20 protein-coding genes are annotated in these 25,348 nt (G+C 65.1%); 5 read left to right on the forward strand and 15 right to left on the reverse strand.

Translation table 11 applies throughout. The annotated features are described in order from the left end of the window. Positions 1-29: 29 nt before the first annotated feature. The 4 genes from V0R62_RS14115 to V0R62_RS14130 all read right to left on the reverse strand — a co-directional run bounded on the left by V0R62_RS14115 (position 30) and on the right by V0R62_RS14130 (position 5,338). On the reverse strand, positions 30-1,382 hold the full coding sequence (locus V0R62_RS14115; protein ID WP_330104163.1) for a glutamine synthetase family protein: 1,353 nt from the start codon (positions 1,380-1,382) through the stop codon (positions 30-32). A gap of 10 nt (positions 1,383-1,392) precedes the next feature. After that, a complete protein-coding gene (locus V0R62_RS14120) occupies positions 1,393-1,953 on the reverse strand; it encodes a helix-turn-helix domain-containing protein (RefSeq protein WP_330104164.1) in 561 nt (186 codons plus the stop codon). Next, the gene (locus V0R62_RS14125) at positions 1,946-3,235 is read right to left on the reverse strand and encodes an NAD(P)/FAD-dependent oxidoreductase (protein ID WP_330104165.1); all 1,290 of its coding nucleotides are present in this window, start codon (positions 3,233-3,235) and stop codon (positions 1,946-1,948) included. The genes V0R62_RS14120 and V0R62_RS14125 overlap by 8 nt, the downstream gene beginning before the upstream one ends. Positions 3,236-3,391: 156 nt before the next feature. Continuing rightward, positions 3,392-5,338 carry a DNA topoisomerase III gene (locus V0R62_RS14130; protein ID WP_330104166.1) on the reverse strand — a complete coding sequence of 649 codons (1,947 nt, stop codon included), beginning with the start codon at positions 5,336-5,338 and terminating at the stop codon, positions 3,392-3,394. A 236-nt stretch (positions 5,339-5,574) separates the two neighbouring features. On the opposite strand from V0R62_RS14130, the gene V0R62_RS14135 reads away from it, so the two are divergent. Beyond that, on the forward strand, positions 5,575-7,425 hold the full coding sequence (locus V0R62_RS14135; protein ID WP_330104167.1) for a polyurethane esterase: 1,851 nt from the start codon (positions 5,575-5,577) through the stop codon (positions 7,423-7,425). Between the two features lie 198 nt (positions 7,426-7,623). On the opposite strand, the gene V0R62_RS14140 is transcribed toward V0R62_RS14135, so the two are convergent. The 7 genes from V0R62_RS14140 to V0R62_RS14170 form a co-directional block, all read right to left on the reverse strand. Further along, on the reverse strand, positions 7,624-8,049 hold the full coding sequence (locus tag V0R62_RS14140) for a GNAT family N-acetyltransferase (RefSeq protein WP_330104168.1): 426 nt from the start codon (positions 8,047-8,049) through the stop codon (positions 7,624-7,626). Then, entirely contained in the window at positions 8,042-9,208 is a 1,167-nt protein-coding gene (locus V0R62_RS14145) for a ribosomal protein uL16 3-hydroxylase (protein WP_050706369.1), read from the reverse strand. Before V0R62_RS14145 ends, V0R62_RS14140 begins: the two co-directional genes overlap by 8 nt. Positions 9,209-9,289: 81 nt before the next feature. Continuing rightward, a complete protein-coding gene (gene purB / locus V0R62_RS14150; RefSeq protein ID WP_062359667.1) occupies positions 9,290-10,660 on the reverse strand; it encodes an adenylosuccinate lyase in 1,371 nt (456 codons plus the stop codon). A 237-nt stretch (positions 10,661-10,897) separates the two neighbouring features. After that, positions 10,898-11,524, reverse strand: a complete 627-nt coding sequence (gene hflD, locus V0R62_RS14155) for a high frequency lysogenization protein HflD (protein ID WP_028692396.1) — start codon at positions 11,522-11,524, stop codon at positions 10,898-10,900. Further along, positions 11,521-12,645, reverse strand: coding sequence for a tRNA 2-thiouridine(34) synthase MnmA (gene mnmA / locus V0R62_RS14160; protein ID WP_330104169.1), 1,125 nt, complete (start codon positions 12,643-12,645; stop codon positions 11,521-11,523). Before mnmA ends, hflD begins: the two co-directional genes overlap by 4 nt. A 59-nt stretch (positions 12,646-12,704) precedes the next feature. Further along, a complete protein-coding gene (locus V0R62_RS14165) occupies positions 12,705-13,145 on the reverse strand; it encodes an NUDIX hydrolase (protein WP_186735342.1) in 441 nt (146 codons plus the stop codon). A gap of 221 nt (positions 13,146-13,366) precedes the next feature. Further along, positions 13,367-15,592 carry an NADP-dependent isocitrate dehydrogenase gene (locus V0R62_RS14170; RefSeq protein WP_330104170.1) on the reverse strand — a complete coding sequence of 742 codons (2,226 nt, stop codon included), beginning with the start codon at positions 15,590-15,592 and terminating at the stop codon, positions 13,367-13,369. Between the two features lie 460 nt (positions 15,593-16,052). Here V0R62_RS14170 and icd point away from each other — a divergent pair, with 460 nt between their 5' ends. Beyond that, positions 16,053-17,309 carry an NADP-dependent isocitrate dehydrogenase gene (gene icd / locus V0R62_RS14175; RefSeq protein ID WP_330104171.1) on the forward strand — a complete coding sequence of 419 codons (1,257 nt, stop codon included), beginning with the start codon at positions 16,053-16,055 and terminating at the stop codon, positions 17,307-17,309. A gap of 76 nt (positions 17,310-17,385) precedes the next feature. On the opposite strand, the gene cspD is transcribed toward icd, so the two are convergent. Continuing rightward, positions 17,386-17,640 (reverse strand): cold shock domain-containing protein CspD, encoded by a 255-nt coding sequence (cspD, locus tag V0R62_RS14180; protein WP_062573543.1) that lies wholly within the window; start codon positions 17,638-17,640, stop codon positions 17,386-17,388. A 231-nt stretch (positions 17,641-17,871) separates the two neighbouring features. Between cspD and clpS the strand changes: the two genes are divergently transcribed. Beyond that, positions 17,872-18,246, forward strand: a complete 375-nt coding sequence (gene clpS, locus V0R62_RS14185) for an ATP-dependent Clp protease adapter ClpS (RefSeq protein WP_023630410.1) — start codon at positions 17,872-17,874, stop codon at positions 18,244-18,246. A gap of 30 nt (positions 18,247-18,276) precedes the next feature. Continuing rightward, positions 18,277-20,547, forward strand: a complete 2,271-nt coding sequence (clpA, locus tag V0R62_RS14190) for an ATP-dependent Clp protease ATP-binding subunit ClpA (protein ID WP_069017326.1) — start codon at positions 18,277-18,279, stop codon at positions 20,545-20,547. A gap of 83 nt (positions 20,548-20,630) precedes the next feature. Here clpA and infA read toward each other — a convergent pair whose 3' ends face one another. From infA to aat, 3 genes are all read right to left on the reverse strand, one after another. Continuing rightward, positions 20,631-20,849, reverse strand: coding sequence for a translation initiation factor IF-1 (gene infA / locus V0R62_RS14195; RefSeq protein ID WP_002553999.1), 219 nt, complete (start codon positions 20,847-20,849; stop codon positions 20,631-20,633). A gap of 104 nt (positions 20,850-20,953) precedes the next feature. Continuing rightward, a complete protein-coding gene (locus V0R62_RS14200) occupies positions 20,954-21,661 on the reverse strand; it encodes an arginyltransferase (protein WP_028692388.1) in 708 nt (235 codons plus the stop codon). A gap of 57 nt (positions 21,662-21,718) precedes the next feature. Then, on the reverse strand, positions 21,719-22,399 hold the full coding sequence (gene aat / locus V0R62_RS14205) for a leucyl/phenylalanyl-tRNA--protein transferase (protein ID WP_330104172.1): 681 nt from the start codon (positions 22,397-22,399) through the stop codon (positions 21,719-21,721). A 470-nt stretch (positions 22,400-22,869) separates the two neighbouring features. On the opposite strand from aat, the gene V0R62_RS14210 reads away from it, so the two are divergent. Beyond that, complete coding sequence (locus tag V0R62_RS14210; RefSeq protein WP_330104173.1) at positions 22,870-25,314, forward strand: DNA translocase FtsK; 2,445 nt, start codon at positions 22,870-22,872, stop codon at positions 25,312-25,314. Positions 25,315-25,348 lie beyond the last annotated feature (34 nt).

The following is a 25,348-nucleotide window of genomic DNA, read 5'->3' on the forward strand; positions in this document are numbered from 1 at the left end:
GTGGGAGCGGGCTTGCCCCGCGATTGATGTCAAAGGAACCAGCGATATTCCCGCGCACTGACCTCCTGCAGAAACGCCAGGTGGTCCTGGCGCTTGTTCTCGCAATAGACCATCACGAATTCCGCGCCCAACCCTTCGTTGACGGCCGGATGCCCGCGCATCGCCGCCACCGCGCCGAGCATGTCCTTGGGGAAGTCGATCCCGCTTCCTCGATCCTCGTTCAGCGGCGCGATCGGCTCCTGCGCGGCATCCAGCCCATGCTCCATGCCGCAGAGTATCGCCGCCAGCACCAGGTACGGATTGGCGTCCGCCCCGGCCAGCCGATGCTCGATCCGCAGGTTGCGCGCATCCGACTCGGGGATGCGGATGCACGCGTCGCGATCCTCGAAGCCCCAGCTCGCGCGGCTGGCGGCATTGACCATGGCGCCGTAGCGGCGAAACGCGTTGTGGTTGGCGGCGAACACCGGCATGCAGTGCGGCAGCAGCGCCAGGCAGCCGGCCACGGCGTGGCGCAGCGGGCGCTGGGCGTCGGCGGCGAGCAGGTTGTTGCCGGCCGGGTCGTAGAGGCTGACGTGCACATGCATGCCGCTGCCCGGCGCATGCAGGTAGGGCTTGCTCATGAACGAAGCGCGCAGCCCATGCTTGAGCGCCACGCCCCGGGTGCTGCGACAGAACAGCGCCGCCCAGTCGGCGGCGCGCAGGCCGTCGTCGCAGTGAGCGAAATTGATCTCGAACTGGCCTGGGCCCAGCTCGGCGGTGATGACATTGGCGTCCACTCCCTGGGCGTTGGCGGTCTCGACCATCTCGCGCAGTACATCGGAAAACCGCGACAGGCGCTCGATATGCATGTTCGGCTGGTCGTCGGCGTCGCCACTGGCCGGGTCGTGGGGGAACTGCGGCAGGCCCTCTTTCAACGCCCGGTCGAACAGGTAGAACTCAAGTTCGAACGCCACCACCGGGCGGATGCCGCGACTTTCGAGGCGTTGCAGGACGCGGGCCAGCACCTCGCGGGGCTCGAACTCGATGGGCGCCGCGGTGCCGTCCGAGGTGATCAGCATCTGCCCCAGCGGTTCGCGCTCCCAGGTCACCGGCTTCAGCGTGCCGGGCACCAGGCGGCGCGGGGCGTCCGGGTCGCCGTCGTTGAAGCAATAGTCGCCGATGGGAAACAGCCCGCCCTGCACGCCGAGCAGCACGCAGTTCTGCGGCAGCTTGAGCGGGCTGCCGGCGGCCACCTTTTCCAGCATGTCGATGGGGTAGCGCTTGCCGTAGAAGTGCCCGGGGATGTCCAGGCTGATCAGGTCGACGTAGTGCACTTCTGGGTATCGGGCGCGGAAGGCGCGTACTTCGCTGAGCAGATCGGGGAAGCCTGTTGTACTTGTCATTGGCATGCTCTCAACGGAAGACCCAGAGAACCCGGGTCGTTCGGGCGGTCAGGTTGGCGTAGCGGAACTGGCTGTGGGGCGGCAGCTGGAAGCTGTCGTTGGGGTACAGGGTGACGGCACCTTCCTGGCCTTCGAGCCACAGGGTCAGCTCGCCCTCAAGGACGAAGCCACCCTGTTCCGAGCTGTCGTCCAGATGCCCTTCGCCGCTGCTGGCGCCGGGCGCCAGGTGGCTTTCGAGCATGGCGAAGCGGCCGGTGAGGGTCGGCGAGACCAGCACGTCGGTGACCCCGGCGGCGTAGTACAGGGTGCGCCGCTCGCCGGGGCGGGTGACCCAGTCGAGCGCCCGGGGCGGCACGGCCTGGTAGAAGTAGGTGGTGGGAACCTGCAGCGCCTCGCTGATGGCAGTGAGGTCGGCCACCGTGGGACGCGACAGGCCGCGCTCGACTTGCGAGAGAAAGCCCAGCGAGCGCTTGACCCGCCCGGCCAGCTCGTCCAGGGTCAGCCCGCGGTGCTTGCGCAGGTCGCGCACCAGCCGCGCCAGGCCCTGGTTGTCGTCGATCGGCTCAGACATGGTCGCGCATCCTGTACCAGGCCTTGGCGGCCGCTTCCAGCGGCGCGGCCAGGAGGTCGCCGCCGGGAAAGCGGCCATTGTCGATGCCCTGGTAAAGCGCGAGCAGGTCGTCGTCACCCAGGATCGCATCACTGACGGCGCGTGCGCCAGCCAGGGTCGGCAGCACGCCGTGGCCGGAGAACCCTTGCAGCCAGTAGCGTTGGCCCTGACGGCCGATATCCGGGGTGCGCTGGATGCTGCAATCGATATGGCCGCCCCAGGCATGCTCGATGGCCACCCCACGCAACTGCGGAAACACTCGCTCCAGATAGGGCCGTGTGGCGCTGGCGATGTCCTTGGGGATGCCGCCCAGGTAGGTGCAGCCGCCACCGAACAGCAGGCGATGGTCGGGCGTCAGGCGGAAATAGTCGGGAACGAACTGGTTGTCGATCACGCAGCTGTTGCGCGGCAGCAGCGAGGCGGCGAACTCGGCGTCCAGCGGCGCCGTGGCCACCTGGTAGGAGCCCACCGGCAGCAGGCGGCGCGAGAGCGTGCGGTCGAGGCGGTCGATATAGGCATTGCAGGCCAGCACCAATACGCGGCTGCGTACTTCGCCCTGTTGGGTGCGGGTAACGAAGCCGTCGGCGTGTTCGTGGTAGTCGAGCACCTGGCTTTGCTCGAAGATCCGCCCGCCGTTCGCCTCGATCACGCCGGCCAGGCCCTGGGCCAGCTTCAGTGGGTTGAGGTGGGCGCCATTGGGGTCGTACAGCGCGGCCTGGTAGCGGGGGCTGTCGATCCACTCGGGCAGTTCGTCGCGGCCGATCAGGCGCAGGCAGTCGTAGTCGAACTTCTCCTGTGCTTCGCGTCGGGCCTCCTCCAGCAGTTTTACCCGGCGTGGCAGTACGGCGGTCCACAGGCTGCCCAGGCGATAGTCGACGTCGAAGCCATGGCGCTGGGGCAGTTCGCGCAGCTCGCGGGCGGCCCAGCACATGCTGTCCCACAGGCGTCGGCTGCGCTCCAGGCCCAGGGCCCGCTCCAGCGGGGGCATGTCGCACGACCAGCCCAGCAGTGCCTGGCCACCGTTGCGGCCCGAGGCGGCCCAGGCCACCCGGCTGGCTTCCAGCAGGGTCACGCGCTGGCCGGCCAGTGTCAGGCGCAGGGCGGTGTGCAGACCGCTGAAGCCGGCACCGACGATCAGGATGTCGGTGTCGTGGGTGCCCTGCAGCGTGGGGCGCAGGGGGATGGTGGCGGGGTAGGTGCGGGCGTAGTAGCTGGCGACGTGCTGGGCGGATTGCTTGAACATGCCGGGGCCTCGTGAAATTTCTTCTGATTATTTTCATGAAAAAATAGCAGAGGATTTTCATTACGCCAGTAGATGGCACCATCGCGGGGCAAGCCCGCTCCCACGCGTCGAATACGAACAGGCGTGGGAGCGGGCTTGCCCCGCGATCGGAGCGCGCTAGGTCGCTGCCTTGCGCCGCGGCTGCCGGGGCTTGCCGGCTGCTGTCTTGCCCTTGGCGGCACCCTTGCGCTTCTTCTTCCACGGCGCCGCCGACTTGCCCGCTGCCGGCCCGCTGATGGTCAGGCGCAGGCCGCTGCAGCGTTGCACCAGCTTGCCCATCCAGGCCGACTGGCGGGTGACGAACTCGTCCAGGCTCATTTCGCCGCTCTGCACCATGTCCAGCGCCTGTTCCCAGATCGCCGTGGTACCGGGGTCGGCAATGGCCCGGGGCACGGCGTCGATCAGACTGAAGGCGGCGGGCGTGGCCGACAGGGCCTTGCCGTTCTTGATCAGATAGCCACGATCGAGCAGGCCCTGGATGATGCTGGCGCGGGTGGCCTCGGTGCCGATGCCGGTGGTTTCCTTGAGCTTCTGTTTCAGCCGAGGGTCATCGACCAGCTTGGCGACGTTTTTCATCGCCTTGATCAGATCGCCTTCGGTGAAGGGCTTGGGTGGTTGGGTCCACAGGTCCTTCAGTTGCAGGTCCCGCACTGCGCAGTCCTGGCCTTCGCGTAGCGCCGGCAGCACCTGGGCCGGTGGCGCCTCGCGGCCCTTGGCTGGGGTCAGTGCCTCGGGCAGCGCCCGGCGCCAGCCCAGCTCGACGATCTGCTTGCCCACTGCCCGCAGCGCATGGCCGGCGCAATCGAACTCGGCCTCGGTACGATCGTACTCGTGGTTGGGCAGGAACTGCGCCAGGTAGCGGGCGCGGATCAGGGTATACACGGCCTTGTACTTGGGCGGCAGGCGCGACGGGTCGCTGGCGGCGGCGGTAGGGATGATGCCGTGGTGGGCGCTGACCTTCTGGTCGTTCCATGCGCGCGAGCGCCGGCCCGGGTCCAGGTGCGGCCGCAGCGGCGCGAGGCTGTCATCGGCGTGCTGCAGGGCGGCGAGGATACCTGCGGCCTCGCCGTGCTGGCTGAGGGGCAGGTAGCCGCTGTCGCTGCGCGGGTAGGTGATGAGTTTGTGGGTTTCGTACAGGGCCTGGGCGATGTCCAGGGTCTCCTGGGCGCCGAGGCCGAGCTTCTTCGAGCACACCTCCTGCAGGGTGCCGAGGTCGAAGGGCAGGGGCGCCGACTCGCGTACGCGTTCGGTGGCGATCTTGCGCACCCGGGCGCTGGCGGCCGCCTGCATGTCGGCGGCCGCCTGCCGGGCCAGGTCCTGCTTAAGGCAACGGCCCTGGTCGTCGCAGGCGTCCTCCGGTGCGCGCCACTGGGCGTTGAACACGCTGCTGGCGCTTTCCAGCTGCACCTCGATGGCCCAGAAGGGCACCGGCACGAAGTCGGCGATGCTGCGGTCACGGTCCACCACCAGGCGCAGCGTCGGTGTCTGCACCCGACCCACCGGCAGCACGCCCTGGTAGCCGGACTGGCGGCCGAGCAGGGTGAACAGGCGGCTCATGTTCATGCCGATCAGCCAGTCGGCGCGCGAGCGGCCAAGGGCCGAATGGTACAGGCTGAAGGTCTCCTGCCCCGGCAGCAGACGACCCAGCGCCTTGCGGATCGAGGCGTCGTCCAGTGCTGACAGCCACAGGCGCTGGATCGGCCCCCGGTAGCGGCAGTGCTCGACCAGTTCACGGGCGATCATCTCGCCCTCGCGGTCGGCGTCGGTGGCGATCACCAGTTCGCGGGCCTCGCCGAGCAGGCGCTTGACTGCCTTGTACTGGCTGGCGGTCTTGGGCTTGACGGTCATCTTCCACTTTTCCGGGATGATCGGCAGGTCCTCGAGGGTCCAGCGCTTGTAGCGCTCGTCGTAGCTGTCCGGCGGGGCGGTCTCGAGCAGGTGGCCGATGCACCAGGTCACGCAGACATCGGTTCCTTGCCAGCAGCCGTCGCCACGACGCTGGGCGCCGAGGACCTTGGCGATGTCTTTTGCCTGGGAGGGTTTTTCGCAGAGGAAGAGGCGCATGGCCGAAACGCTTGATCACGGAAGATGGGCACTAGGATGCGCAAGCCAGGGCTTGCAGGCAAGCTTTATCTGTATGCATGTACAGGTTTTTCGCCCGCATGTTTGGCAGGGTAGTCACCCCTTGGGGTTGGACGATTCGGCAAATGCGTGCCAGCTTTGCCTTTCGCCCGCCAGTCGTGTCACTGGACGATGTCGCTGGGGTGTCCTTCCTACAAGAACAACAGGGATGTAAACCAATGCCCGTTTTCGATTACCGACAGCTCGACAGCACTGCCTCCTCCTCGCTCTATAAAGATGCCATGGCCCTGGCCACCTATGCCTACCACGGCATCGACGATGGCTTCAGCGCCGGCTACCAGAAGCACGGCTTTGGCCTGGGCCTGCCGGCCACCCTGATCAAGGCGCTGATCGGCGGCACCGACAGCCAGGGCGTGATCCCCGGCATCCCCTGGAACCCCGATTCCGAAGCCCGCGCCCTGGCCCAGGTCAAGGCCGCCGGCTGGACGCCGATCAGCGCGGCGCAGCTGGGCTACCAGGGCAAGACCGACGGCCGTGGCACCTTCCACGGCGAAGCGCCGGGCTACACCTCGGCGCAGGTGGAAATCCTCGGCCGCTATGACGCCGCCGGCCAGCTCAGCGGTATCGGCATCGCCTTCCGCGGCACCAGCGGCCCGCGTGAGAACCTGCTGGGTGACACCATTGGTGATGCCATCAACGACCTGCTGGCGGCGATCGGCCCGGCCGGCTATGCCCGTGACTACGCCGGTAACGCATTCGGGCAACTGCTCGCCGATGTGGCGGCCTTCGCCAAGGCCAACGGCCTGAGCGGCGCCGATGTCACCGTCAGCGGTCACAGCCTCGGTGGCCTGGCGGTCAACAGCCTGGCCGATCTCAGCGGCTCGCGCTGGGGCGGCTTCTACCAGGATGCGCGCTACGTCGCCTTCGCCTCGCCGACCCAGGCCGCCGATGCCAGCAAGGTGCTCAATATCGGCTACGAAAACGACCCGGTGTTCCGCGTGCTCGACGGCACCTCGGCGACCTGGGGCACCCTGGGCGTGCACGACGGCGCCAAGGCCTCGGCCACCAACAACATTGTCAACTTCAACGACCACTACGCCTCCGACGCCTGGAACCTGCTGCCGTTCTCCATCGGCAACATCGCCACCTGGCTGTCGCACCTGCCGACGGCCTACGCCGATGGCCTTGGTCGGGTGCTGGGGTCGTCGTTCTATCAATGGACCAGCCGCGACTCGACCATCGTGGTCAGCAACCTGTCCGATGTCACCCGTGGCTCGACCTGGGTCGAGGACCTCAACCGCAATGCCGAGCCGCACAAGGGCAGCACCTTCATCATCGGCTCCGACCAGAATGACCTGATCCACGGCGGGCGCGGCAATGACTACCTCGAAGGCCGCGCCGGCAACGACACCTTCCGCGACGACGGCGGCTTCAACCTGATCGACGGCGGTGCCGGCCATGACAGCCTGAAGCTGCAGGACGCCCTGGCCAACCTGAGCATCGCCCGGGACGGCGAGGGCACGTTGTACGTGCGCGATGCCCAGGGCGGCATCAGCCTGGTGCGCAATGTCGAGAACCTGGTGAGCAAGGAGTCGAGCCTGCTGATCTTCAGCAAGGAGGTCAGCCACGGGGTCGCGGCGCAGGGTCTGTTCGAGAGCGGCAAGGTCACGCCCTACGCATCCTCGCTCAACGGCACCCAGGCCGGCGACCAGCTGGTGGCGGGCGACCAGGGCCAGTGGTTGTTCGGCCTGGGCGGTGATGATCGGCTGCAGGGCGGCGCTGGCAATGACGTGCTGGTTGGCGGCGCGGGCAACGATGTGCTCATTGGCGGCGGCGGGCGCGACACCTTCCTGTTCAGCGAGCATTTTGGCCAGGACCGGGTGCTGGACTTCACCGGGCAGGACCGGTTGGTGTTCATTGGCGTGGACGGCGGTACGGCGGCGCCGGACTGGCGTGCCCATGCCAGCCAGGTTGGCGACGACCTGGTACTGAAGTTCGGTGGGGACAGCGTGACGCTGGTGGGGATCTCGGCCCAGGGGGTGGGGGATGGGCAGATTGTGATTGCCTGAAGGCACTTCGCGAGCCTGTAGGAGATCGTCTAGCCTTTTGGGCTGCGCTGTCCCCCTGTGGGAGCGGCCTTGTGTCGCGAAAGGGCTGCGTAGCAGCCCCGGGATCTCAGCGTTGACGCAAAGATTGCCGGGGCCGCCTTGCGGCCCTTTCGCGACACAAGGCCGCTCCTACAAGGAGCAGGCCGCCAATCTGATGACTCAGCGCGAGTCGCGAACCATGTCCACATGCGGGATGCCGGCCTCGAGGAACTCCTCGCTGACCACGCGGAACCCCAGGCGCTCGTAGAACGGCGTGGCGTGTACCTGGGCGCTGAGCATCTGCTGCTTGAGGTCGCGGTTCTGCGCCTCGATGATCACCGCGCGCATCAGCGCGTCGCCCACGTTCAGGCCGCGCCAGTCCTTGAGCACCGAGACCCGGCCGATGGTGCCGTCGGGCAGCAGGCGGGCGGTACCGATCGGGTAGTCGCCCTCCATGGCCAGGAAGTGCACGGCGGTCGGGTCTTCTGCGTCGAATTCCAGCTCCGGCGGCACGTGCTGCTCGGCGACGAACACGGCACTGCGGATGCGGTGGATGTCGGCGTTGTCCTTGTGCCAATCGGCCAGTCGAACACTGATCTTATTCATCGGCGAATCCCAGGCTGCCTTGCATGACCAGCTGTTGTACCAGCATCAGGCCGTCTTCGTCCTCCAGCCACTGCCCAAGGTTTTCGCTGTGCAGGGCGTCGGCGGAGCAGATCAGCTTCAGCAGTTCACGCAGTTTGCCCGGCAGCGGGCAGCTGCGACCGCTGGCGAACAGCAGCAGGTCGTCGCCGAACTCCGACCAGGCCAGGCGCGCGCTCGGGTTGCGGATCAGGATGGCGCCCTGGCCGAGGTAGTCGAGCAGCTCCTGCTCGCTCAGCTCCTCGCCGACAACCTGCTCGGGATAACGCGGCTCAGTCATGAACTGGCCGAACCAGGTCAGCAGCAGGTCCTTGTCGGCCATGTGCTTGTCGATCAGCGCCTTGAGGCGGTCGAGGGCATCGTGCTGGATCTGGTGCGGGTCGCTGACCGGCTGGGCGTCGGCGTCGCTGTAGCGCTCTTCATCGGGCAGGAACTGGCCGAGGAAATCGGTGAAATGGGTCAGCACTTCGGCGGCGCTCGGGGCACGGAAGCCCACCGAGTAGGTCAGGCACTCGCTCTCGGCAACGCCGTAGTGGGCTAGGCGCGGCGGCAGGTAGAGCATGTCGCCCGGCTCCAGGGTCCATTCCTCGCTCTGCTCGAAGTCGGCCAGGATGCGCAGGTCGGCGTGGTCGATCAGTGCGCTGTCGCTGTTGCACATCTGCCCGACTTTCCAGTTGCGCGTGCCGTCGCCCTGCAGCAGGAACACGTCGTAGTTGTCGAAGTGCGGGCCGACGCTGCCGCCGGGCGCCGCATAGCTGATCATCACATCGTCGATGCGCCAGCTCGGCAGGAAGCGGAACTCTTCGAGCAGCTCGGCGACTTCCGGCACGAACTGGTCAACCGCCTGCACCAGCAGGGTCCAGTCGCGCTCGGGCAGGTCGGCGAAAGCGTCCTCGGCAAACGGGCCGCGGCGCAGCTCCCACGGGCGCTCGCCGTGCTCGAGCACCAGGCGCGACTCGACTTCTTCTTCCAGGGCCAGGCCGGCCAGCTCGTCGGCGTCGATGGGGCTGACGAAGTCGGGGAAGGCCTGGCGCACCAGCAGCGGCTTCTTCTGCCAGTAGTCGCGCAGGAATTCACGGGCCGTGAGGCCGCCCAACAGTTGCAGTGGAGTATCAGAATTCATGTTCAACCTATTGAAAAAACTTAGTTTTCGTACGGGAATAAAAACGCCCGGCTAGGCCGGGCGTTAAGCGCGGAGCGCAGGTCAGATGCGTTTGGCCTGGGCTACCGCGTTGCCGATGTAGGTGGCAGGAGTCAGTTGCTTGAGCTCGGCCTTGGCTTCGGCCGGCATGTCCAGGCCGTCGATGAAGGTCAGCAGCGCTTCAGGGGTGATGCCCTTGCCACGGGTCAGCTCCTTGAGCTTCTCGTAGGGGTTCTCGATGTTGAAGCGGCGCATCACGGTCTGGATCGGCTCGGCCAGGACTTCCCAGCAAGCGTCCAGGTCGGCGGCGATGCGGGCGGCGTTGACTTCCAGCTTGCCGATGCCTTTGAGGCTGGCTTCGTAGGCGATGACGCTGTGGGCGAAGCCCACGCCCAGGTTGCGCAGCACGGTGGAGTCGGTCAGGTCGCGCTGCCAGCGCGAGATCGGCAGCTTGCTGGCCAGGTGCTGGAACAGCGCGTTGGCGATCCCCAGGTTGCCTTCGGAGTTCTCGAAGTCGATCGGGTTGACCTTGTGCGGCATGGTCGAGGAGCCGATTTCGCCGGCGACGGTCTTCTGCTTGAAGTAGCCCAGCGAGATGTAGCCCCAGACGTCACGGTCGAAGTCGATGAGGATGGTGTTGAAGCGGGCGATGGCGTCGAACAGCTCGGCGATGTAGTCGTGCGGCTCGATCTGGGTGGTGTAGGGGTTGAACACCAGGCCCAGCTCGTCCTCGATAAAGGCGCGGGCGTTGGCTTCCCAGTCGATCTGCGAGTAGGCCGACAGGTGGGCGTTGTAGTTGCCCACGGCGCCGTTGATCTTGCCCAGCAGCGGCACGGCGGCCACCTGGGCGATCTGGCGCTCCAGGCGGTAGACGACGTTGGCCAGCTCTTTGCCCAGGGTGGTCGGCGAGGCCGGCTGACCGTGGGTGCGCGACAGCATCGGCACGTCGGCGTGGGCGTGGGCCAGGGCGCGGATGGATTCGGCGATCTGGCGCATCAGCGGCAGCAGCACGTCGTCACGGCCGGCGCGCAGCATCAGGGCGTGGGACAGGTTGTTGATGTCCTCGCTGGTGCAGGCGAAGTGGATGAACTCGCTGACCTTGGCCAGCTCAGGCAGTTGAGCCGCTTGCTCTTTGAGCAGGTACTCGATGGCCTTGACGTCGTGGTTGGTGGTGCGCTCGATTTCCTTGACGCGTTCGGCGTGCTCGAGCTTGAAATCGGTGGCCAGGCTGTCCAGCACGGCGTTGGCTTCGGCGGAGAACGCCGGCACTTCGCCGATCTGCGGGTGGGCGGCCAGGCGCTGCAGCCAGCGTACTTCGACCAGGGCGCGGAAACGGATCAGGCCGAATTCGCTGAAGATGGGGCGCAGGGCCTGGGTTTTGCCGGCATAACGGCCGTCTACAGGGGAAACCGCAGTGAGCGAGGAGAGCTGCATGGGGTGTTCTCGGACAGTCAGGCTTTTGGAAGGGCGCATATCATACATGAAAATCGCGCCCGAGTCGGGTGGCTGACCAAAGGTCGGGCCTATCAAAAATGTTGCGATCCCCTGTAGGAGCGGCCTTGTGTCGCGAAAGGGCTGCGCAGCAGTCCCGGCAATCTTGAGTCAGGCTCGAGATCCTGGGGCCGCGCTGCGGCCCTTTCGTGACACAAGGCCGCTCCTACAGGTACTGCGTCAATCGTTGGTACGCATCATCCCGTACAGTTCATTGAGCAACTTGCGGCGGCTGAACACCAGCTGCCAGCGGTGTCCGCCCAGCTGGCGCCACAGGCGCGCGGCGCGGATGCCGGCCAGCAGCAGGGCGCGGATCTTCGAGGCGTTGCTGGCCTGCTGCAGGAAACGCATGTCGCCGTGCACCTGGATGCGCTGGCGCAGGGTGCTCAGGGTGTCCTGGTACAAGGCTCCGCTGGAAGCGATGACGTTTTCGTGAACCAGGCCGAAATGCTCGGCCTGGGACTGGATCTGCGGCAGGCGGTTGCCGATGGTGTCGAGCATGTCGCCACGCTTGTTCAGCTGGCGCTCCAGGCCCAGCATCGACAGGGCGTAGCGCAGCGGTTCGCGCTGCAGGCTGCTGGGGTCGCGCTCCAGGGCGCCGACCAGCGCGCGGTAGCCGTCGCGCAGGTTGAGGTCGTCGCCGCCGAACACCTCCAGGGTGTCCTTCGGGTCGCGCACCAGCAGACTGCCGAGCATGCAACCGATGTTGGCTTCGCTGGCCTGGCCGGTACGGGCAATGCGGTCGACCAGCACCGCGGCCTGGAACACGCCGCCCAGGGCGACCAACTGCTCCTGAAGGTTGTTCATCGACGCGGGCTCCACGGCTCGGCGATCTCGATCACGCCGCCGCCCAGGCATACCTCGCCGTCATAGAACACCACCGACTGGCCCGGGGTGACGGCGCGCTGCGGCTCGTCGAACACGGCGCGGTAGCCGCTCTCGGTGCGTTCCAGGGTGCACTGCTGGTCGCCCTGGCGGTAGCGCACCTTGGCGGTCAGGCGGCGTGGGCTGGACAGGTCGACCGGGTTGACCCAGAAGATCTCCGAAGCCAGCAGGGCGCGGGAGAACAGCCACGGGTGCTCGTTGCCCTGGCCGACCACCAGTACGTTGCGTGCGAGGTCTTTTTCCAGCACGTACCACGGCTCGTCGCCGGCGTCCTTCAGGCCGCCGATGCCCAGGCCCTGGCGCTGGCCGATGGTGTGGTACATCAGACCATGGTGCTGGCCGATCACTTCACCCTCGGTGGTCTGGATCTCGCCGGGCTGGGCCGGCAGGTACTGCTTGAGAAAATCGCTGAAGCGGCGCTCACCGATGAAGCAGATGCCGGTGGAGTCCTTCTTCTTGGCGGTGGCCAGGCCGTGTTTTTCGGCGATGGCCCGTACCTCGGGCTTTTCCAGTTCGCCGACCGGGAACAGGGTACGGGCGATTTCCTTGCCGCCCACGGCGTGCAGGAAGTAGCTCTGGTCCTTGTTCGGGTCCAGGCCCTTGAGCAGCTCGGTCAGCTCGCCTGTGTCGCGGCGGCGCACGTAGTGGCCGGTGGCGATCAGGTCGGCGCCCAGGGACAGGGCGTAGTCGAGGAACGCCTTGAACTTGATCTCGCGGTTGCAGAGGATGTCCGGGTTGGGCGTGCGGCCTGCCTTGTACTCTTCGAGGAAGTGCTCGAACACGTTGTCCCAGTATTCGGCGGCGAAGTTGGCGGTGTGCAGCTTGATGCCGATGCGGTCGCACACGGCCTGGGCGTCGGCCAGGTCTTCGCGGGCGGTGCAGTATTCGGTGCCGTCGTCCTCTTCCCAGTTCTTCATGAACAGACCTTCCACCTGGTAGCCCTGCTCGATGAGCAGAAGGGCGGAGACGGAAGAGTCCACGCCGCCGGACATGCCGACGATGACGCGGGTCTTGGCGGGGTCTTTGAGTGCTGGGCTGGTCATGGCTACCGGTGTGTATCAGAGGGGAAAAACGCCGATTCTATCAAACCCGCGGGCTGGCGTCAGTCGCGCAGCAGCTCGAGGCTGTGCAGTGGGCCTGCCAGGTAATCGTCGAGGCAGCGCGGTACCAGCTCGCTGCGCCAGCGCGACGGCTCGGCCAGCAGCTCGTCGCGGGTCAGCCACACGGCGCGGACGATGTCGCTGTCCAGCGCCAGGTCCTGGTGATGGCGCAGCGGGCGGGCGGCGAAGCAGATGCGCTGGTAGGTGACGCCGTTGCTCGGGGCGGTATAGAGGTAGATGCCGACCACACCGGTGAGTTCGACTTCCCAGGCGGTTTCCTCGAGGGTTTCGCGCAGGGCGGCCTGGGCGATGGTTTCGTTGGCTTCGAGGTGGCCGGCGGGCTGGTTGAATACGTGCTGGCCGGCCTTGAACTCCTCGACGAAGAGGAATTTGCCGTCGTGTTCGACGATGGTGGCGACGGTGATGTGGGGTTGCCAGGTCATGTGCGATTCCTATGGTAGGCGCGGGCCTTGTAGGAGCGGCCTTGTGCCGCGAATGGGCTGCGAAGCGGCCCCGGATTTTCAGCTTCGCAACAAACATTGCCGGGGCCGCCTTGCGGCCCATTCGCGGCACAAGGCCGCTCCTACAAGGGACCGTTTCTGCGCTGCAGAAAGCACAAACCCCGGTGCGTGGCCGGGGTTTGTGCTGTTACGTCAAGCGAACCTTACAGTGCGGCGATGGCGCTGTTCAGGGTCTGGCTCGGGCGCATCACCTTGGCGGTCAGCTCGGCATCCGGGGCGTAGTAGCCACCGATGTCGGCCGGCTTGCCCTGGACGGCGTTGAGCTCGGCGACGATGGTCGCTTCGTTCTCGCTCAGGGTCTTGGCCAGCGGGGCGAAGCGCGCCTGCAGGGCGGCGTCGTCGCTCTGGGCGGCCAGCGCTTCTGCCCAGTACAGGGTCAGGTAGAAGTGGCTGCCACGGTTGTCGATACCGCCGACCTTGCGCGAAGGCGACTTGTTGGTGTCGAGGAACTTGCCGGTGGCCTGGTCCAGGGTGTTGGCCAGGACCTTGGCGCGCGGGTTGTCGTAGGTGTTGCCCAGGTGCTCCAGGGAAGCGGCCAGGGCCAGGAACTCACCCAGCGAGTCCCAGCGCAGGAAGTTCTCTTCGACCAGTTGCTGCACGTGCTTCGGTGCCGAACCGCCGGCGCCGGTCTCGAACAGGCCACCGCCGTTCATCAGCGGCACGATCGACAGCATCTTGGCGCTGGTGCCCAGCTCCATGATCGGGAACAGGTCGGTCAGGTAGTCGCGCAGCACGTTGCCGGTCACCGAGATGGTGTCCTTGCCTTCGCGGATGCGGGCCAGGGAGAACTTGATGGCGTCGACCGGGGCCAGGATGCGGATGTCCAGGCCGGAGGTGTCGTGATCCTTCAGGTACTGTTGCACCTTCTCGATCATCACGCCGTCGTGGGCGCGGGCCGGGTCCAGCCAGAACACCGCCGGGGTGTTGCTCAGGCGGGCGCGGTTGACGGCCAGCTTGACCCAGTCCTGGATCGGCGCGTCCTTGGTCTGGCACATGCGGAAGATGTCACCAGCTTCGACGTTCTGCTCCAGCACGACCTTGCCCTTGCCATCGACCACGCGCACGATGCCGTCGGCCTTGATCTGGAAGGTCTTGTCGTGGGAGCCGTACTCTTCGGCTTTCTGCGCCATCAGGCCGACGTTTGGCACGCTGCCCATGGTGGTCGGGTCGAAGGCGCCGTTGGCCTTGCAGTCTTCGATGGTGGCCTGGTAGATGCCGGCGTAGCAGCGGTCCGGGATGATCGCCTTGGCGTCCTGCAGTTCACCGGCGGTGTTCCACATCTTGCCCGAGTCGCGGATCATCGCAGGCATCGAGGCGTCGACGATGACGTCGCTCGGTACGTGCAGGTTGGTGATGCCCTTGTCCGAGTTGACCATGGCCAGGGCCGGGCGAACGGCGTACAGGGCCTGGATGTCGGCTTCGATCTCGGCTTGCTTTTCAGCAGGCAGATCCTTGATGCGGGCGTACAGGTCGCCGATGCCGTTGTTGGCGTTGAAGCCCACCTGGCCGAGTGCTGCTGCGTGCTTGGCCAGCACGTCGTTGTAGAACTCTTCGACGATCACGCCGAACATGATCGGGTCGGAGACCTTCATCATGGTGGCTTTCAGGTGCACCGACAGCAGCACGCCGGAGGCCTTGGCATCGGCGATCTGCTCGGCGATGAAGGCTTTCAGGGCCTTGCGGCTCAGGGTGGCGCAGTCGATGACTTCGGCGGCCTTGACGGCGGTTTTTTCTTTCAGAACGGTGGTGGCGCCGTCCTTGCCGACCAGCTCGATGCGCAGGCTGTCGTCAGCCTCGATCAGCGCGGCTTTTTCGCTGCCGTAGAAGTCGCCCTGGGTCATGTGGGCAACGTGCGACTTGGAGTCGGCGGCCCAGGCGCCCATCTTGTGCGGGTGCTTGCGGGCGTAGTTCTTGACCGACAGCGGGGCGCGGCGGTCGGAGTTACCTTCGCGCAGGACCGGGTTCACGGCGCTGCCCTTGATGCGGTCGTAGCGGGCGCGGGATTCTTTTTCCTCGGCGCTGGCCGGCTCGTCGGCGTAGTCAGGGATGTTGAAGCCCTTGGCTTGCAGCTCCTTGATCGCGGCCTTCAGCTGTGGAACCGAGGCGGAGATGTTCGGCAGCTTGATGATGTTGGCTTCCGGGGTGGTAGCCAGTTGGCCCAGTTCCGCCAGGTGATCGCCTACCTGCTTCTCGGCGCCCAGTTGCTCCGGGAAGGCGGCGAGGATACGGCCGGCCAGGGAGATGTCGCGGGTTTCGACGGCGATATCGGCCGAAGCGGTGAAGGCCTCGACGATCGGCAGCAGCGAGTAGGTGGCGAGGGCGGGGGCTTCGTCGGTGAAGGTGTAGATGATCTTGGAACGGGTGGGCATGCGGGTTAACTCTCTATGTGCTGAGCGTACTCGAGTCTCGAGGTGCGCAGGGTAGGCGCTTCGCCCTGGCGACGCCATGAGCGGAAAGTCGAGAGGCTGCGAGCGGTGATGGTGGATGCATCAGTCGAGCGTCAAGTGCTGGGCCGCGGTAACAACCCAGGCTTTGCGGTCATTCATGACCAAGGGCGAGCCGCATTTTCCTAGGGTTCGCCCCGATGACCCTATGGTCGCGCCGGAGTATATCAAACCCTTTGGGCTATTCAGCAAGGCGAAGTGGTATCAGCGCGTTTATAAGACCAAAGACGTAGGAGCAATGTGGCGTGTTGCCGCAGGCTGCCAGGGGGATTTTCCAGTCCTTTTTCGGCTGTCGTGGCAGCGAGCTTGCAGGTCGGCAGATGTGGTTTAGGCTCAGTGGATCGCACGATTTCCAATCACACCAGGAAAAGCGGAGTAGTGCAGCATGGGATACCAGAAAATCAAGGTTCCGTCTGATGGTGCCAAGATCACCGTCAATGCAGACCATTCGCTCAATGTTCCCGACAACCCCATCATTCCCTACATCGAAGGCGACGGCATTGGCGTGGACGTCTCGCCGGTGATGATCAAGGTGGTCGACGCCGCCGTGCAGAAAGCCTACGGCGGCAAGCGCAAGATCGCCTGGATGGAGGTGTACGCCGGCGAGAAGGCCACCCAGGTCTACGACCAGGACACCTGGCTGCCCCAGGAAACCCTGGATGCGGTGCGCGACTATGTGGTGTCGATCAAGGGGCCGCTGACCACCCCGGTCGGCGGCGGCATTCGCTCGCTCAACGTGGCCCTGCGCCAGCAGCTCGACCTTTATGTGTGCCTGCGCCCGGTGGTCTGGTTCCAGGGCGTGCCAAGCCCGGTGAAAAAGCCGGGTGACGTTGATATGGTGATCTTCCGCGAGAACTCCGAGGACATCTATGCCGGCATCGAGTGGAAGGCCGGTTCGCCCGAGGCGAACAAGGTGATCAAGTTCCTCAAGGAGGAAATGGGCGTCACCAAGATCCGCTTCGACCAGGACTGCGGCATCGGCGTCAAGCCGGTCTCGAAGGAGGGCACCAAGCGCCTGGTGCGCAAGGCCCTGCAGTATGTGGTGGACAACGACCGCAAGTCGCTGACCCTGGTGCACAAGGGCAACATCATGAAGTTCACCGAAGGGGCCTTCAAGGACTGGGGCTACGAGGTGGCGTGCGACGAGTTCGGCGCCGAGCTGCTCGATGGCGGCCCGTGGATGAAGTTCAGGAATCCGAAGACCGGTCGCGAGGTGATCGTCAAGGATGCCATCGCCGACGCCATGCTCCAGCAGATCCTCCTGCGTCCGGCCGAGTACGATGTGATCGCCACCCTCAACCTCAACGGCGACTACCTGTCCGACGCCCTGGCGGCGGAAGTGGGCGGTATCGGCATCGCGCCGGGCGCCAACCTGTCGGACACCGTGGCCATGTTCGAGGCCACCCACGGTACCGCGCCGAAGTACGCCGGCAAGGACCAGGTCAACCCGGGCTCGGTGATCCTCTCGGCCGAGATGATGCTGCGGCACATGGGCTGGACCGAGGCGGCCGACCTGATCATCAAGGGCACCAATGGCGCCATCGCGGCCAAGACCGTGACCTACGACTTCGAGCGCCTGATGGAGGGCGCGACGCTGGTGAGTAGCTCGGGGTTCGGTGAGGCGCTGATCAAGCACATGTAAGTGGAGCAAAAAACCGGTCGCCTCTTTTATTAAAGGGGCGACCGGTTTTTTCGTTTACCGGCTGACAGGACAGGGATCAGACTTCGACGGTATTGCCCGGGTTTGTCGCGCTGGCCTGGACGTTGCTGGTGGCGCTTCTGATGTCGGTCGCGTGCAGCCCTTTGGGGCCCTGGATGATCTCGAAGTTCACGGCCTGGCCGGCTTTCAGCGTCTTGTAACCGTCCATCTGGATCGCTGAATAGTGGGCGAACAGATCATCGGTCTTGCCGTCCTCGTTGATGAATCCGTAGCCCTTGGCATTGTTGAACCACTTGACTTTACCGCTTGCCATCCCTATGTCCCTCTGCAAAGGACTCCATCACTGGAGTATCATCCACTTCATCCGCATACGAACCTTGCGAGAAAATCTGGTTGACTGCGCGGATCTTTATCGACCACGGTGGGTTCTTATTGGTTGTAACACCGTTTTGCCGATAGTCAAGGTCAGCCGGCGCCCGCGCCGGGAGTGGCCTGCGCGGTCAACCCACAACGTTAACCTGTCGATCATGATGAAATTCTTTCCATGCATGTACTCAGTGAGATTCGACTAACATTCAATCAGGATCGCCCCCAGTCGCATGAGGACGGGCATGAGGACGATGGCGCGGGCCTTGCCGTCCAGGAGGCCAAGCCAATCCTGCAGGCGCCACCGATGTACAAGGTGGTTTTGTTCAACGATGACTACACGCCAATGGATTTCGTCGTCGAAGTGCTCGAGACGTTCTTCAATCTGAACCGCGAGCTGGCAACGAAGATCATGCTGACCGTCCATACCGAAGGGCGGGCAGTATGCGGATTGTTTACCCGTGACATCGCCGAGACAAAGGCCATGCAGGTCAACCAATACGCCAGGGAAAGCCAGCATCCGCTACTCTGTGAAATCGAGAAGGACGGTTAATCGCCGACCACTTGGGTATGAGGTGAAGCTATGTTAAACCGCGAGCTCGAAGTCACCCTCAATCTGGCCTTCAAGGAGGCTCGTTCGAAGCGTCATGAGTTCATGACCGTCGAACATCTGCTGCTGGCACTCCTTGACAATGAGGCTGCCGCGACCGTTCTGCGCGCCTGTGGCGCCAATCTCGACAAACTCAAGCACGACCTGCAGGAGTTCATCGATTCGACCACCCCGCTGATCCCCGTGCATGACGAGGACCGCGAGACGCAACCGACCCTGGGCTTCCAGCGTGTGCTGCAGCGTGCCGTGTTCCACGTGCAGAGCTCCGGCAAGCGCGAAGTGACCGGCGCCAACGTGTTGGTGGCGATCTTCAGCGAACAGGAAAGCCAGGCGGTGTTTCTGCTCAAGCAGCAGAGCGTGGCGCGCATCGACGTCGTCAACTACATCGCCCATGGCATCAGCAAGGTGCCGGGCCACGGTTCGCACAACGAAAGCGAGCAGGATATGCAGGACGAGGAGGGCGGCGAAGCGTCGTCTTCCAGCAACCCGCTGGACGCCTATGCCAGCAACCTGAACGAACTGGCCCGGGCCGGGCGCATCGACCCGCTGGTCGGGCGCGAGCAGGAGGTTGAGCGCGTGGCGCAGATCCTCGCCCGTCGGCGCAAGAACAACCCGCTGCTGGTCGGCGAGGCTGGCGTGGGCAAGACTGCCATCGCCGAAGGCCTGGCCAAGCGCATCGTCGACGGCCAGGTCCCCGACCTGCTGGCGCAGAGCGTGGTCTACTCCCTCGACCTCGGCGCGCTGCTGGCCGGTACCAAGTACCGCGGCGACTTCGAGAAGCGCTTCAAGGCGCTGCTCGGCGAGCTGCGCAAGCGCCCGCAGGCGATCCTGTTCATCGACGAGATCCACACCATCATCGGTGCCGGCGCGGCCTCCGGTGGCGTGATGGATGCATCCAACCTGCTCAAGCCGCTGCTGTCGTCCGGTGAGATCCGTTGCATCGGCTCCACCACCTTCCAGGAATTTCGCGGCATCTTCGAGAAGGATCGCGCCCTGGCGCGGCGCTTCCAGAAGGTCGACGTCACCGAGCCGTCGGTGGAGGACACCGTGGGCATCCTGCGCGGGCTCAAGGGCCGTTTCGAGAGCCACCACAACATCGAGTACAGCGACGAGGCCCTGCGCGCCGCCGCCGAACTGGCCTCGCGCTACATCAATGACCGGCATATGCCGGACAAGGCCATCGACGTGATCGATGAGGCTGGCGCCTACCAGCGCCTGCAGCCGGAAGCCAGCCGGGTCAAGCGCATCGACGTGCCGCAGGTCGAGGACATCGTCGCCAAGATCGCGCGGATTCCGCCGAAGCACGTCACCAGCTCCGACAAGGAGCTGCTGCGCAACCTCGAACGTGACCTGAAACTGACCGTGTTCGGCCAGGATGCGGCGATCGACTCGCTGGCCACCGCCATCAAGCTGTCCCGTGCCGGCCTCAAGGCGCCGGACAAGCCGGTCGGCTCGTTCCTGTTCGCCGGCCCCACTGGCGTGGGTAAGACCGAGGCCGCCCGTCAGCTGGCCAAGGCCCTGGGCGTGGAGCTGGTGCGCTTCGACATGTCCGAGTACATGGAGCGGCACACCGTGTCGCGTCTGATCGGTGCGCCGCCCGGCTATGTCGGGTTCGACCAGGGCGGTCTGCTGACCGAGGCCATCACCAAGCAACCGCACTGTGTGCTGCTGCTCGACGAGATCGAGAAGGCCCACCCGGAAGTCTTCAACCTGCTGCTGCAGGTGATGGACCACGGGACCCTGACCGACAACAACGGGCGCAAGGCGGACTTCCGCAACGTGATCCTGATCATGACCACCAACGCCGGCGCCGAAACCGCCGCGCGGGCCTCGATCGGCTTCACCCACCAGGACCACTCGTCCGATGCGATGGAGGTCATCCGCAAGAGCTTCACGCCGGAGTTCCGCAACCGCCTCGACACCATCATCCAGTTCGGCCGCCTGTCCCACGAGACGATCAAGAGCATCGTCGACAAGTTCCTCATCGAACTGCAGGCGCAGCTGGAAGACAAGCGTGTGCTGCTGGAGGTCACCGACGCCGCCCGCGGCTGGCTGGCGGCCTCGGGCTATGACGTGCAGATGGGTGCGCGGCCGATGGCGCGGCTGATCCAGGACAAGATCAAGCGGCCGCTGGCCGAGGAGATCCTGTTCGGCGAGCTGGCCGAGCACGGTGGCGTGGTGCACATCGATCTGCGCGATGGCGAGCTGGTGTTCGACTACGAGACCACGGCTGAAGTCGCGTAAGGGTGGGGCCGCCCAGCGGCCCCGCTTTATGAGGACCCACAAAAAAGCCCGGCACATTGGCCGGGCTTTTTCATGGCTGGAGCTTAGCGCGCACGGTAGGTGATGCGGCCCTTGCTCAGGTCGTACGGCGTCAGTTCAACGCGGACCTTGTCGCCAGTGAGAATACGGATGTAGTTCTTGCGCATCTTGCCAGAGATATGCGCGGTAACGACGTGCCCGTTTTCCAACTCCACGCGGAACATGGTGTTGGGCAGGGTGTCGACGACAGTGCCTTCCATTTCGAAGCTGTCTTCTTTCGACATGCAGTAAAGCCCTCGGTATCCAGTGATGGCCCGACGCACGACTGCACCGGGCAAAAAAAGTGGCGTGGATTATGCCCGAAATTTGTGTTTCAAGCCAATGCCTTTCAGTTGAGGGTGACCCAGCGCTGGTTGATCAGCAGTTCGATGGGGCGATACTGGGTCTTGTAGTTCATCTTCTTGCAGTTCTTGATCCAGTAGCCGAGGTACACCGCCTCGAGGTCCTGGCGCAGGGCCTCGGTGATCTGCCAGAGGATGGCATAGCGCCCCAGGCTGCGACGCTCCTCGTCGGGCTCGTAGAAGGTGTACACCGCCGACAGGCCGTTGGGCAGCAGGTCGCACACCGCCACGGCCAGCAGCCGGCCCTCCAGGCGGAACTCGTAGAACCAGCAGAACGGCAGGTCGCGGACCAGAAAGGTGGAGAACTGGTCGCGGCTGGGCGGGTACATGTCGCCGTCGGCGTGGCGCTGCTCGATATAGCGCCGGTACAGGTCGAAGTACTCTTCCTTGAAGGACGGGCGGGCGGCAGTGACGGTCAGGTCGGCGTTGCGCTTGAGGATTCGGCGCTGCTGGCGGTTGGGAATGAAGCGCGCCGCCGGGATGCGCGCCGGCACGCAGGCGTTGCATTGCTGGCAATGCGGGCGATAGAGGTGGTCGCCGCTGCGGCGAAAGCCCATTTCCGACAGGTCGGCATAGACGTGCACATCCATCGGCTGGCTCGGGTCGAGAAACAGCGTGGTCGCCTGCTCATCCGGCAGGTAGCTGCAGGAGTGGGGTTGAGTGGCATAGAACTTCAACCGCGCCAGCTCTGTCATGATCAACCCCTTAGGTGAGACGTTGTCTCTAAGTGTAAGCCAGCTCCGGGAACTCGCCTAGGCAACCCAGCTGGCGCCGCTGGGCTGGTCCAGGTGTCGCGCCAGGTGGCTGGCGAAGTCGGCCCGGCTGATGGCGCGGGCACCCAGGCTGTGCAGGTGTTCGGTCGGCATCTGGCAGTCGATCAGCACGAAGCCGGCCTGCCTGAGGTGGTCGACCAGGGTCACGAAGCCCACCTTGGAGGCGTTGTCGGCGCGGCTGAACATCGATTCACCGAAGAACAGTCGGCCCATGGCCAGGCCGTACAGGCCGCCGACCAGCTCGCCGTCACGGCGCACCTCCACCGAATGGGCGATGCCGCGGCGGTGCAGCTCGCAGTAGGCGGCACGCATGTTGTCGGTGATCCAGGTGCCGTCGGCATAGTCCCGTGGCGCGGCGCAGGCGGCGATCACCGCCGCGAAGTCGCTGTCGAAGCTCACCTGGTAGCGGCCCTGGCGGATCAGCTTGGCCAGCGAGCGCGAAACGTGCAGTTCGTCCGGGAACAACACGGTGCGTGGGTCGGGCGACCACCAGAGGATCGGCTGGCCGTCCTGGTACCAGGGAAAACAGCCATGGCGATAGGCCGCGACCAGCCGGTCTGGGGTCAGGTCGCCGCCGGCGGCGAGCAGGCCGTTGGGGTCGTGCAGGGCCTTTTCCAGGGGCGGGAAGGTCAGCGAGTCGCGGGTAAGCCAGGTGAGCATGGGGTTCTTGAGCGGCGGGGGAGGGGAGAGGGCAGCATGGCGTGGCTTGCAAATGAGGTCAACGCCTTGCGCGATCCCTGTAGGAGCGGCCTTGCGTCGCGATGGGCTGCGCAGCAGCCCCAGGATTGCGGCATTATGCTGAATTGTTGGGGCTGCTGCGCAACCCATCGCGACACAAGGCCGCTCCCACAGGCTTTCCATACAGGTCTAGAAATTGCGTCCGGCTTCGGCGGCCCCAGGCACCATCTGGCGCTTTTGCTGTCACACCTGTGCAAAAACACAGCATAAGCCTTTGTCACAAAAGAAAATGCATGCTCAAATTGCATCTATATGAAAGTAGCCCCCGTTCACGCCCCACACGGCGTGCCGCCATGGCGGCTGGCGGGCAGTAATGTTAAAAGTAGTGGTTCATTGGCCAGTGACCGGCCAATCACTATTGGACGCGCAGCACGCGCAGGAATAGACGCGTTTTGAAGAAATCCACCGCAACTCCAGCCCCCTTGCCAGTGCCTCTGTGGCGGCAACAGCTGCACTACCGCCTGAAGGAAGGTGCGCTGATCGCCGTCGGTGCGCTGTGCCTGTACCTGTGGATGGCATTGGTCACCTACGACACCGCCGATCCGGGCTTCAGCCACACCAGCAACGCCGAGCAGGTGCAGAACGCCGCCGGCCGCGCCGGGGCCTACTTCGCCGACATCCTGTTCATGGTGCTCGGCTATTTCGCCTATATCTTCCCGCTGCTGCTGGCGATCAAGACCTGGCAGATCTTTCGCGAGCGTCACCAGCCCTGGCAGTGGAGCGGCTGGCTGTTCTCCTGGCGCCTGATCGGCCTGGTGTTCCTGGTGCTGTCGGGCGCGGCGCTGGCGCATATTCACTTCCACCCGCCGGCGAGCATGCCGTTTTCCGCCGGTGGCGCCCTGGGCGAAAGCCTCGGCGATCTGGCGCGCAACCTGCTGAACGTGCAGGGCAGCACGCTGATGTTCATCGCCCTGTTCCTGTTCGGCCTGACCGTGTTCACCGACCTGTCATGGTTCAAGGTGATGGACCTCACCGGCAAGATCACCCTCGACCTGTTCGAACTGGTGCAGGGCGCCGCCAACCGCTGGTGGGAGGCGCGCAACGAACGCAAGCGCCTGGAAGCCCAACTGCGTGAAGTCGACGACCCGGTCTTCGACCTGGGCGGCAAAGGCGACAAGCGCGAGCCTGCCAAGCCGCAGCCGCGTGAACGCGCCGAGCCAGTGGTGATGCGCGAAGAGCCGCCGGCCCGCCCGGTCGCGCCGCGTGAAACCGTGGTAGCTCGCCCGCAGCCTGCCGCCCCGGTGATCATCCCGCCAACCGCGGACAAGGCGCCGGAACCGAGCAAGCGGGTCATGAAGGAAAAACAAGCACCGCTGTTCATCGACAGCGCTGTGGAAGGCACCTTGCCGTCGATTTCCATCCTTGACCCGGCCGAGCAGAAAAAGATCGAGTACTCGCCGGAGTCCCTGGCCGGCGTCGGCCAGTTGCTGGAGATCAAGCTCAAGGAATTCGGGGTGGAAGTCTCGGTCGACTCGATCCACCCGGGCCCGGTGATCACCCGCTACGAGATCCAGCCGGCCGCGGGCGTCAAGGTCAGCCGCATTGCTAACCTGGCCAAGGACCTGGCGCGTTCGCTGGCGGTGACCAGCGTGCGCGTGGTCGAGGTCATTCCCGGCAAAACCACCGTGGGTATCGAGATCCCCAACGAGAACCGCCAGATGGTGCGCTTCTCCGAGGTGCTGTCGTCGCCGCAGTTCGACGAGAACAAGTCGCCGGTCACCCTGGCCCTGGGTCACGACATCGGCGGCAAGCCGGTGATCACCGACTTGGCCAAGATGCCGCACCTGCTGGTGGCCGGTACCACCGGTTCTGGTAAATCGGTGGGTGTGAACGCGATGATCCTGTCGATCCTGTTCAAGTCGGGCCCGGAAGACGCGCGGCTGATCATGATCGACCCGAAGATGCTCGAACTGTCGATCTACGAAGGCATCCCGCACCTGCTGTGCCCGGTGGTCACCGACATGAAGGACGCCGCCAACGCCCTGCGCTGGAGCGTCGCCGAGATGGAGCGCCGCTACAAGCTGATGGCGGCCATGGGCGTGCGCAACCTGGCGGGCTTCAACCGCAAGATCAAGGACGCCCAGGAAGCCGGCGAGATCATCCACGACCCGCTGTACCGTCGCGAGAGCATGGACGACGAGCCGCCAGCGCTGAACACCCTGCCGACCATCGTGGTGGTGGTCGACGAATTCGCCGACATGATGATGATCGTCGGCAAGAAGGTCGAAGAGCTGATCGCCCGTATCGCCCAGAAGGCCCGTGCCGCCGGTATCCACCTGATCCTGGCCACCCAGCGCCCGTCGGTGGACGTGATCACCGGCCTGATCAAGGCCAACATCCCGACCCGCATGGCGTTCCAGGTGTCGAGCAAGATCGACTCGCGGACCATCATCGACCAGGGCGGCGCCGAACAGCTGCTCGGCCACGGTGACATGCTCTACATGCCGCCGGGCACCAGCCTGCCGATCCGCGTGCATGGCGCGTTCGTTTCCGACGACGAGGTGCATCGCACGGTCGAGGCCTGGAAGCTACGCGGCGCGCCGGACTACAACGATGACATCCTCAACGGCGTCGAAGAGGCCGGCAGCGGCTTCGACGGTGGCGGTGGTGGCGGCGGCGATGGCGACGACCCGGAAGCCGACGCGCTCTACGACGAAGCCGTGCAGTTCGTGCTGGAAAGCCGCCGGGCGTCGATCTCGGCGGTGCAGCGCAAGCTCAAGATCGGCTACAACCGCGCCGCGCGGATGATCGAGTCGATGGAAATGGCCGGCGTGGTCACGCCGATGAACAGCAACGGCTCGCGGGAAGTGATTGCCCCGGGCGGCCCGCGCGACTGATGAACAATCTGCCGGGCGCCATTGACGGCGTCCG

The organism is Pseudomonas carassii (genome assembly GCF_036324045.1).
GTDB lineage: Bacteria > Pseudomonadota > Gammaproteobacteria > Pseudomonadales > Pseudomonadaceae > Aquipseudomonas > Aquipseudomonas peradeniyensis.

What these genes read in the sequence shown, in the direction of transcription:
- V0R62_RS14115 (WP_330104163.1), bottom strand. Translation starts at nt 1,382, where the DNA reads ATGACAAGTACAACAGGCTTCCCCGATCTGCTCAGCGAAGTACGCGCC.
- V0R62_RS14120 (WP_330104164.1), bottom strand. Translation starts at nt 1,953, where the DNA reads ATGTCTGAGCCGATCGACGACAACCAGGGCCTGGCGCGGCTGGTGCGC.
- V0R62_RS14125 (WP_330104165.1), bottom strand. Translation starts at nt 3,235, where the DNA reads ATGTTCAAGCAATCCGCCCAGCACGTCGCCAGCTACTACGCCCGCACC.
- V0R62_RS14130 (WP_330104166.1), bottom strand. Translation starts at nt 5,338, where the DNA reads ATGCGCCTCTTCCTCTGCGAAAAACCCTCCCAGGCAAAAGACATCGCC.
- V0R62_RS14135 (WP_330104167.1), top strand. Translation starts at nt 5,575, where the DNA reads ATGCCCGTTTTCGATTACCGACAGCTCGACAGCACTGCCTCCTCCTCG.
- V0R62_RS14140 (WP_330104168.1), bottom strand. Translation starts at nt 8,049, where the DNA reads ATGAATAAGATCAGTGTTCGACTGGCCGATTGGCACAAGGACAACGCC.
- V0R62_RS14145 (WP_050706369.1), bottom strand. Translation starts at nt 9,208, where the DNA reads ATGAATTCTGATACTCCACTGCAACTGTTGGGCGGCCTCACGGCCCGT.
- purB (WP_062359667.1), bottom strand. Translation starts at nt 10,660, where the DNA reads ATGCAGCTCTCCTCGCTCACTGCGGTTTCCCCTGTAGACGGCCGTTAT.
- hflD (WP_028692396.1), bottom strand. Translation starts at nt 11,524, where the DNA reads ATGAACAACCTTCAGGAGCAGTTGGTCGCCCTGGGCGGCGTGTTCCAG.
- mnmA (WP_330104169.1), bottom strand. Translation starts at nt 12,645, where the DNA reads ATGACCAGCCCAGCACTCAAAGACCCCGCCAAGACCCGCGTCATCGTC.
- V0R62_RS14165 (WP_186735342.1), bottom strand. Translation starts at nt 13,145, where the DNA reads ATGACCTGGCAACCCCACATCACCGTCGCCACCATCGTCGAACACGAC.
- V0R62_RS14170 (WP_330104170.1), bottom strand. Translation starts at nt 15,592, where the DNA reads ATGCCCACCCGTTCCAAGATCATCTACACCTTCACCGACGAAGCCCCC.
- icd (WP_330104171.1), top strand. Translation starts at nt 16,053, where the DNA reads ATGGGATACCAGAAAATCAAGGTTCCGTCTGATGGTGCCAAGATCACC.
- cspD (WP_062573543.1), bottom strand. Translation starts at nt 17,640, where the DNA reads ATGGCAAGCGGTAAAGTCAAGTGGTTCAACAATGCCAAGGGCTACGGA.
- clpS (WP_023630410.1), top strand. Translation starts at nt 17,872, where the DNA reads ATGCATGTACTCAGTGAGATTCGACTAACATTCAATCAGGATCGCCCC.
- clpA (WP_069017326.1), top strand. Translation starts at nt 18,277, where the DNA reads ATGTTAAACCGCGAGCTCGAAGTCACCCTCAATCTGGCCTTCAAGGAG.
- infA (WP_002553999.1), bottom strand. Translation starts at nt 20,849, where the DNA reads ATGTCGAAAGAAGACAGCTTCGAAATGGAAGGCACTGTCGTCGACACC.
- V0R62_RS14200 (WP_028692388.1), bottom strand. Translation starts at nt 21,661, where the DNA reads ATGACAGAGCTGGCGCGGTTGAAGTTCTATGCCACTCAACCCCACTCC.
- aat (WP_330104172.1), bottom strand. Translation starts at nt 22,399, where the DNA reads ATGCTCACCTGGCTTACCCGCGACTCGCTGACCTTCCCGCCCCTGGAA.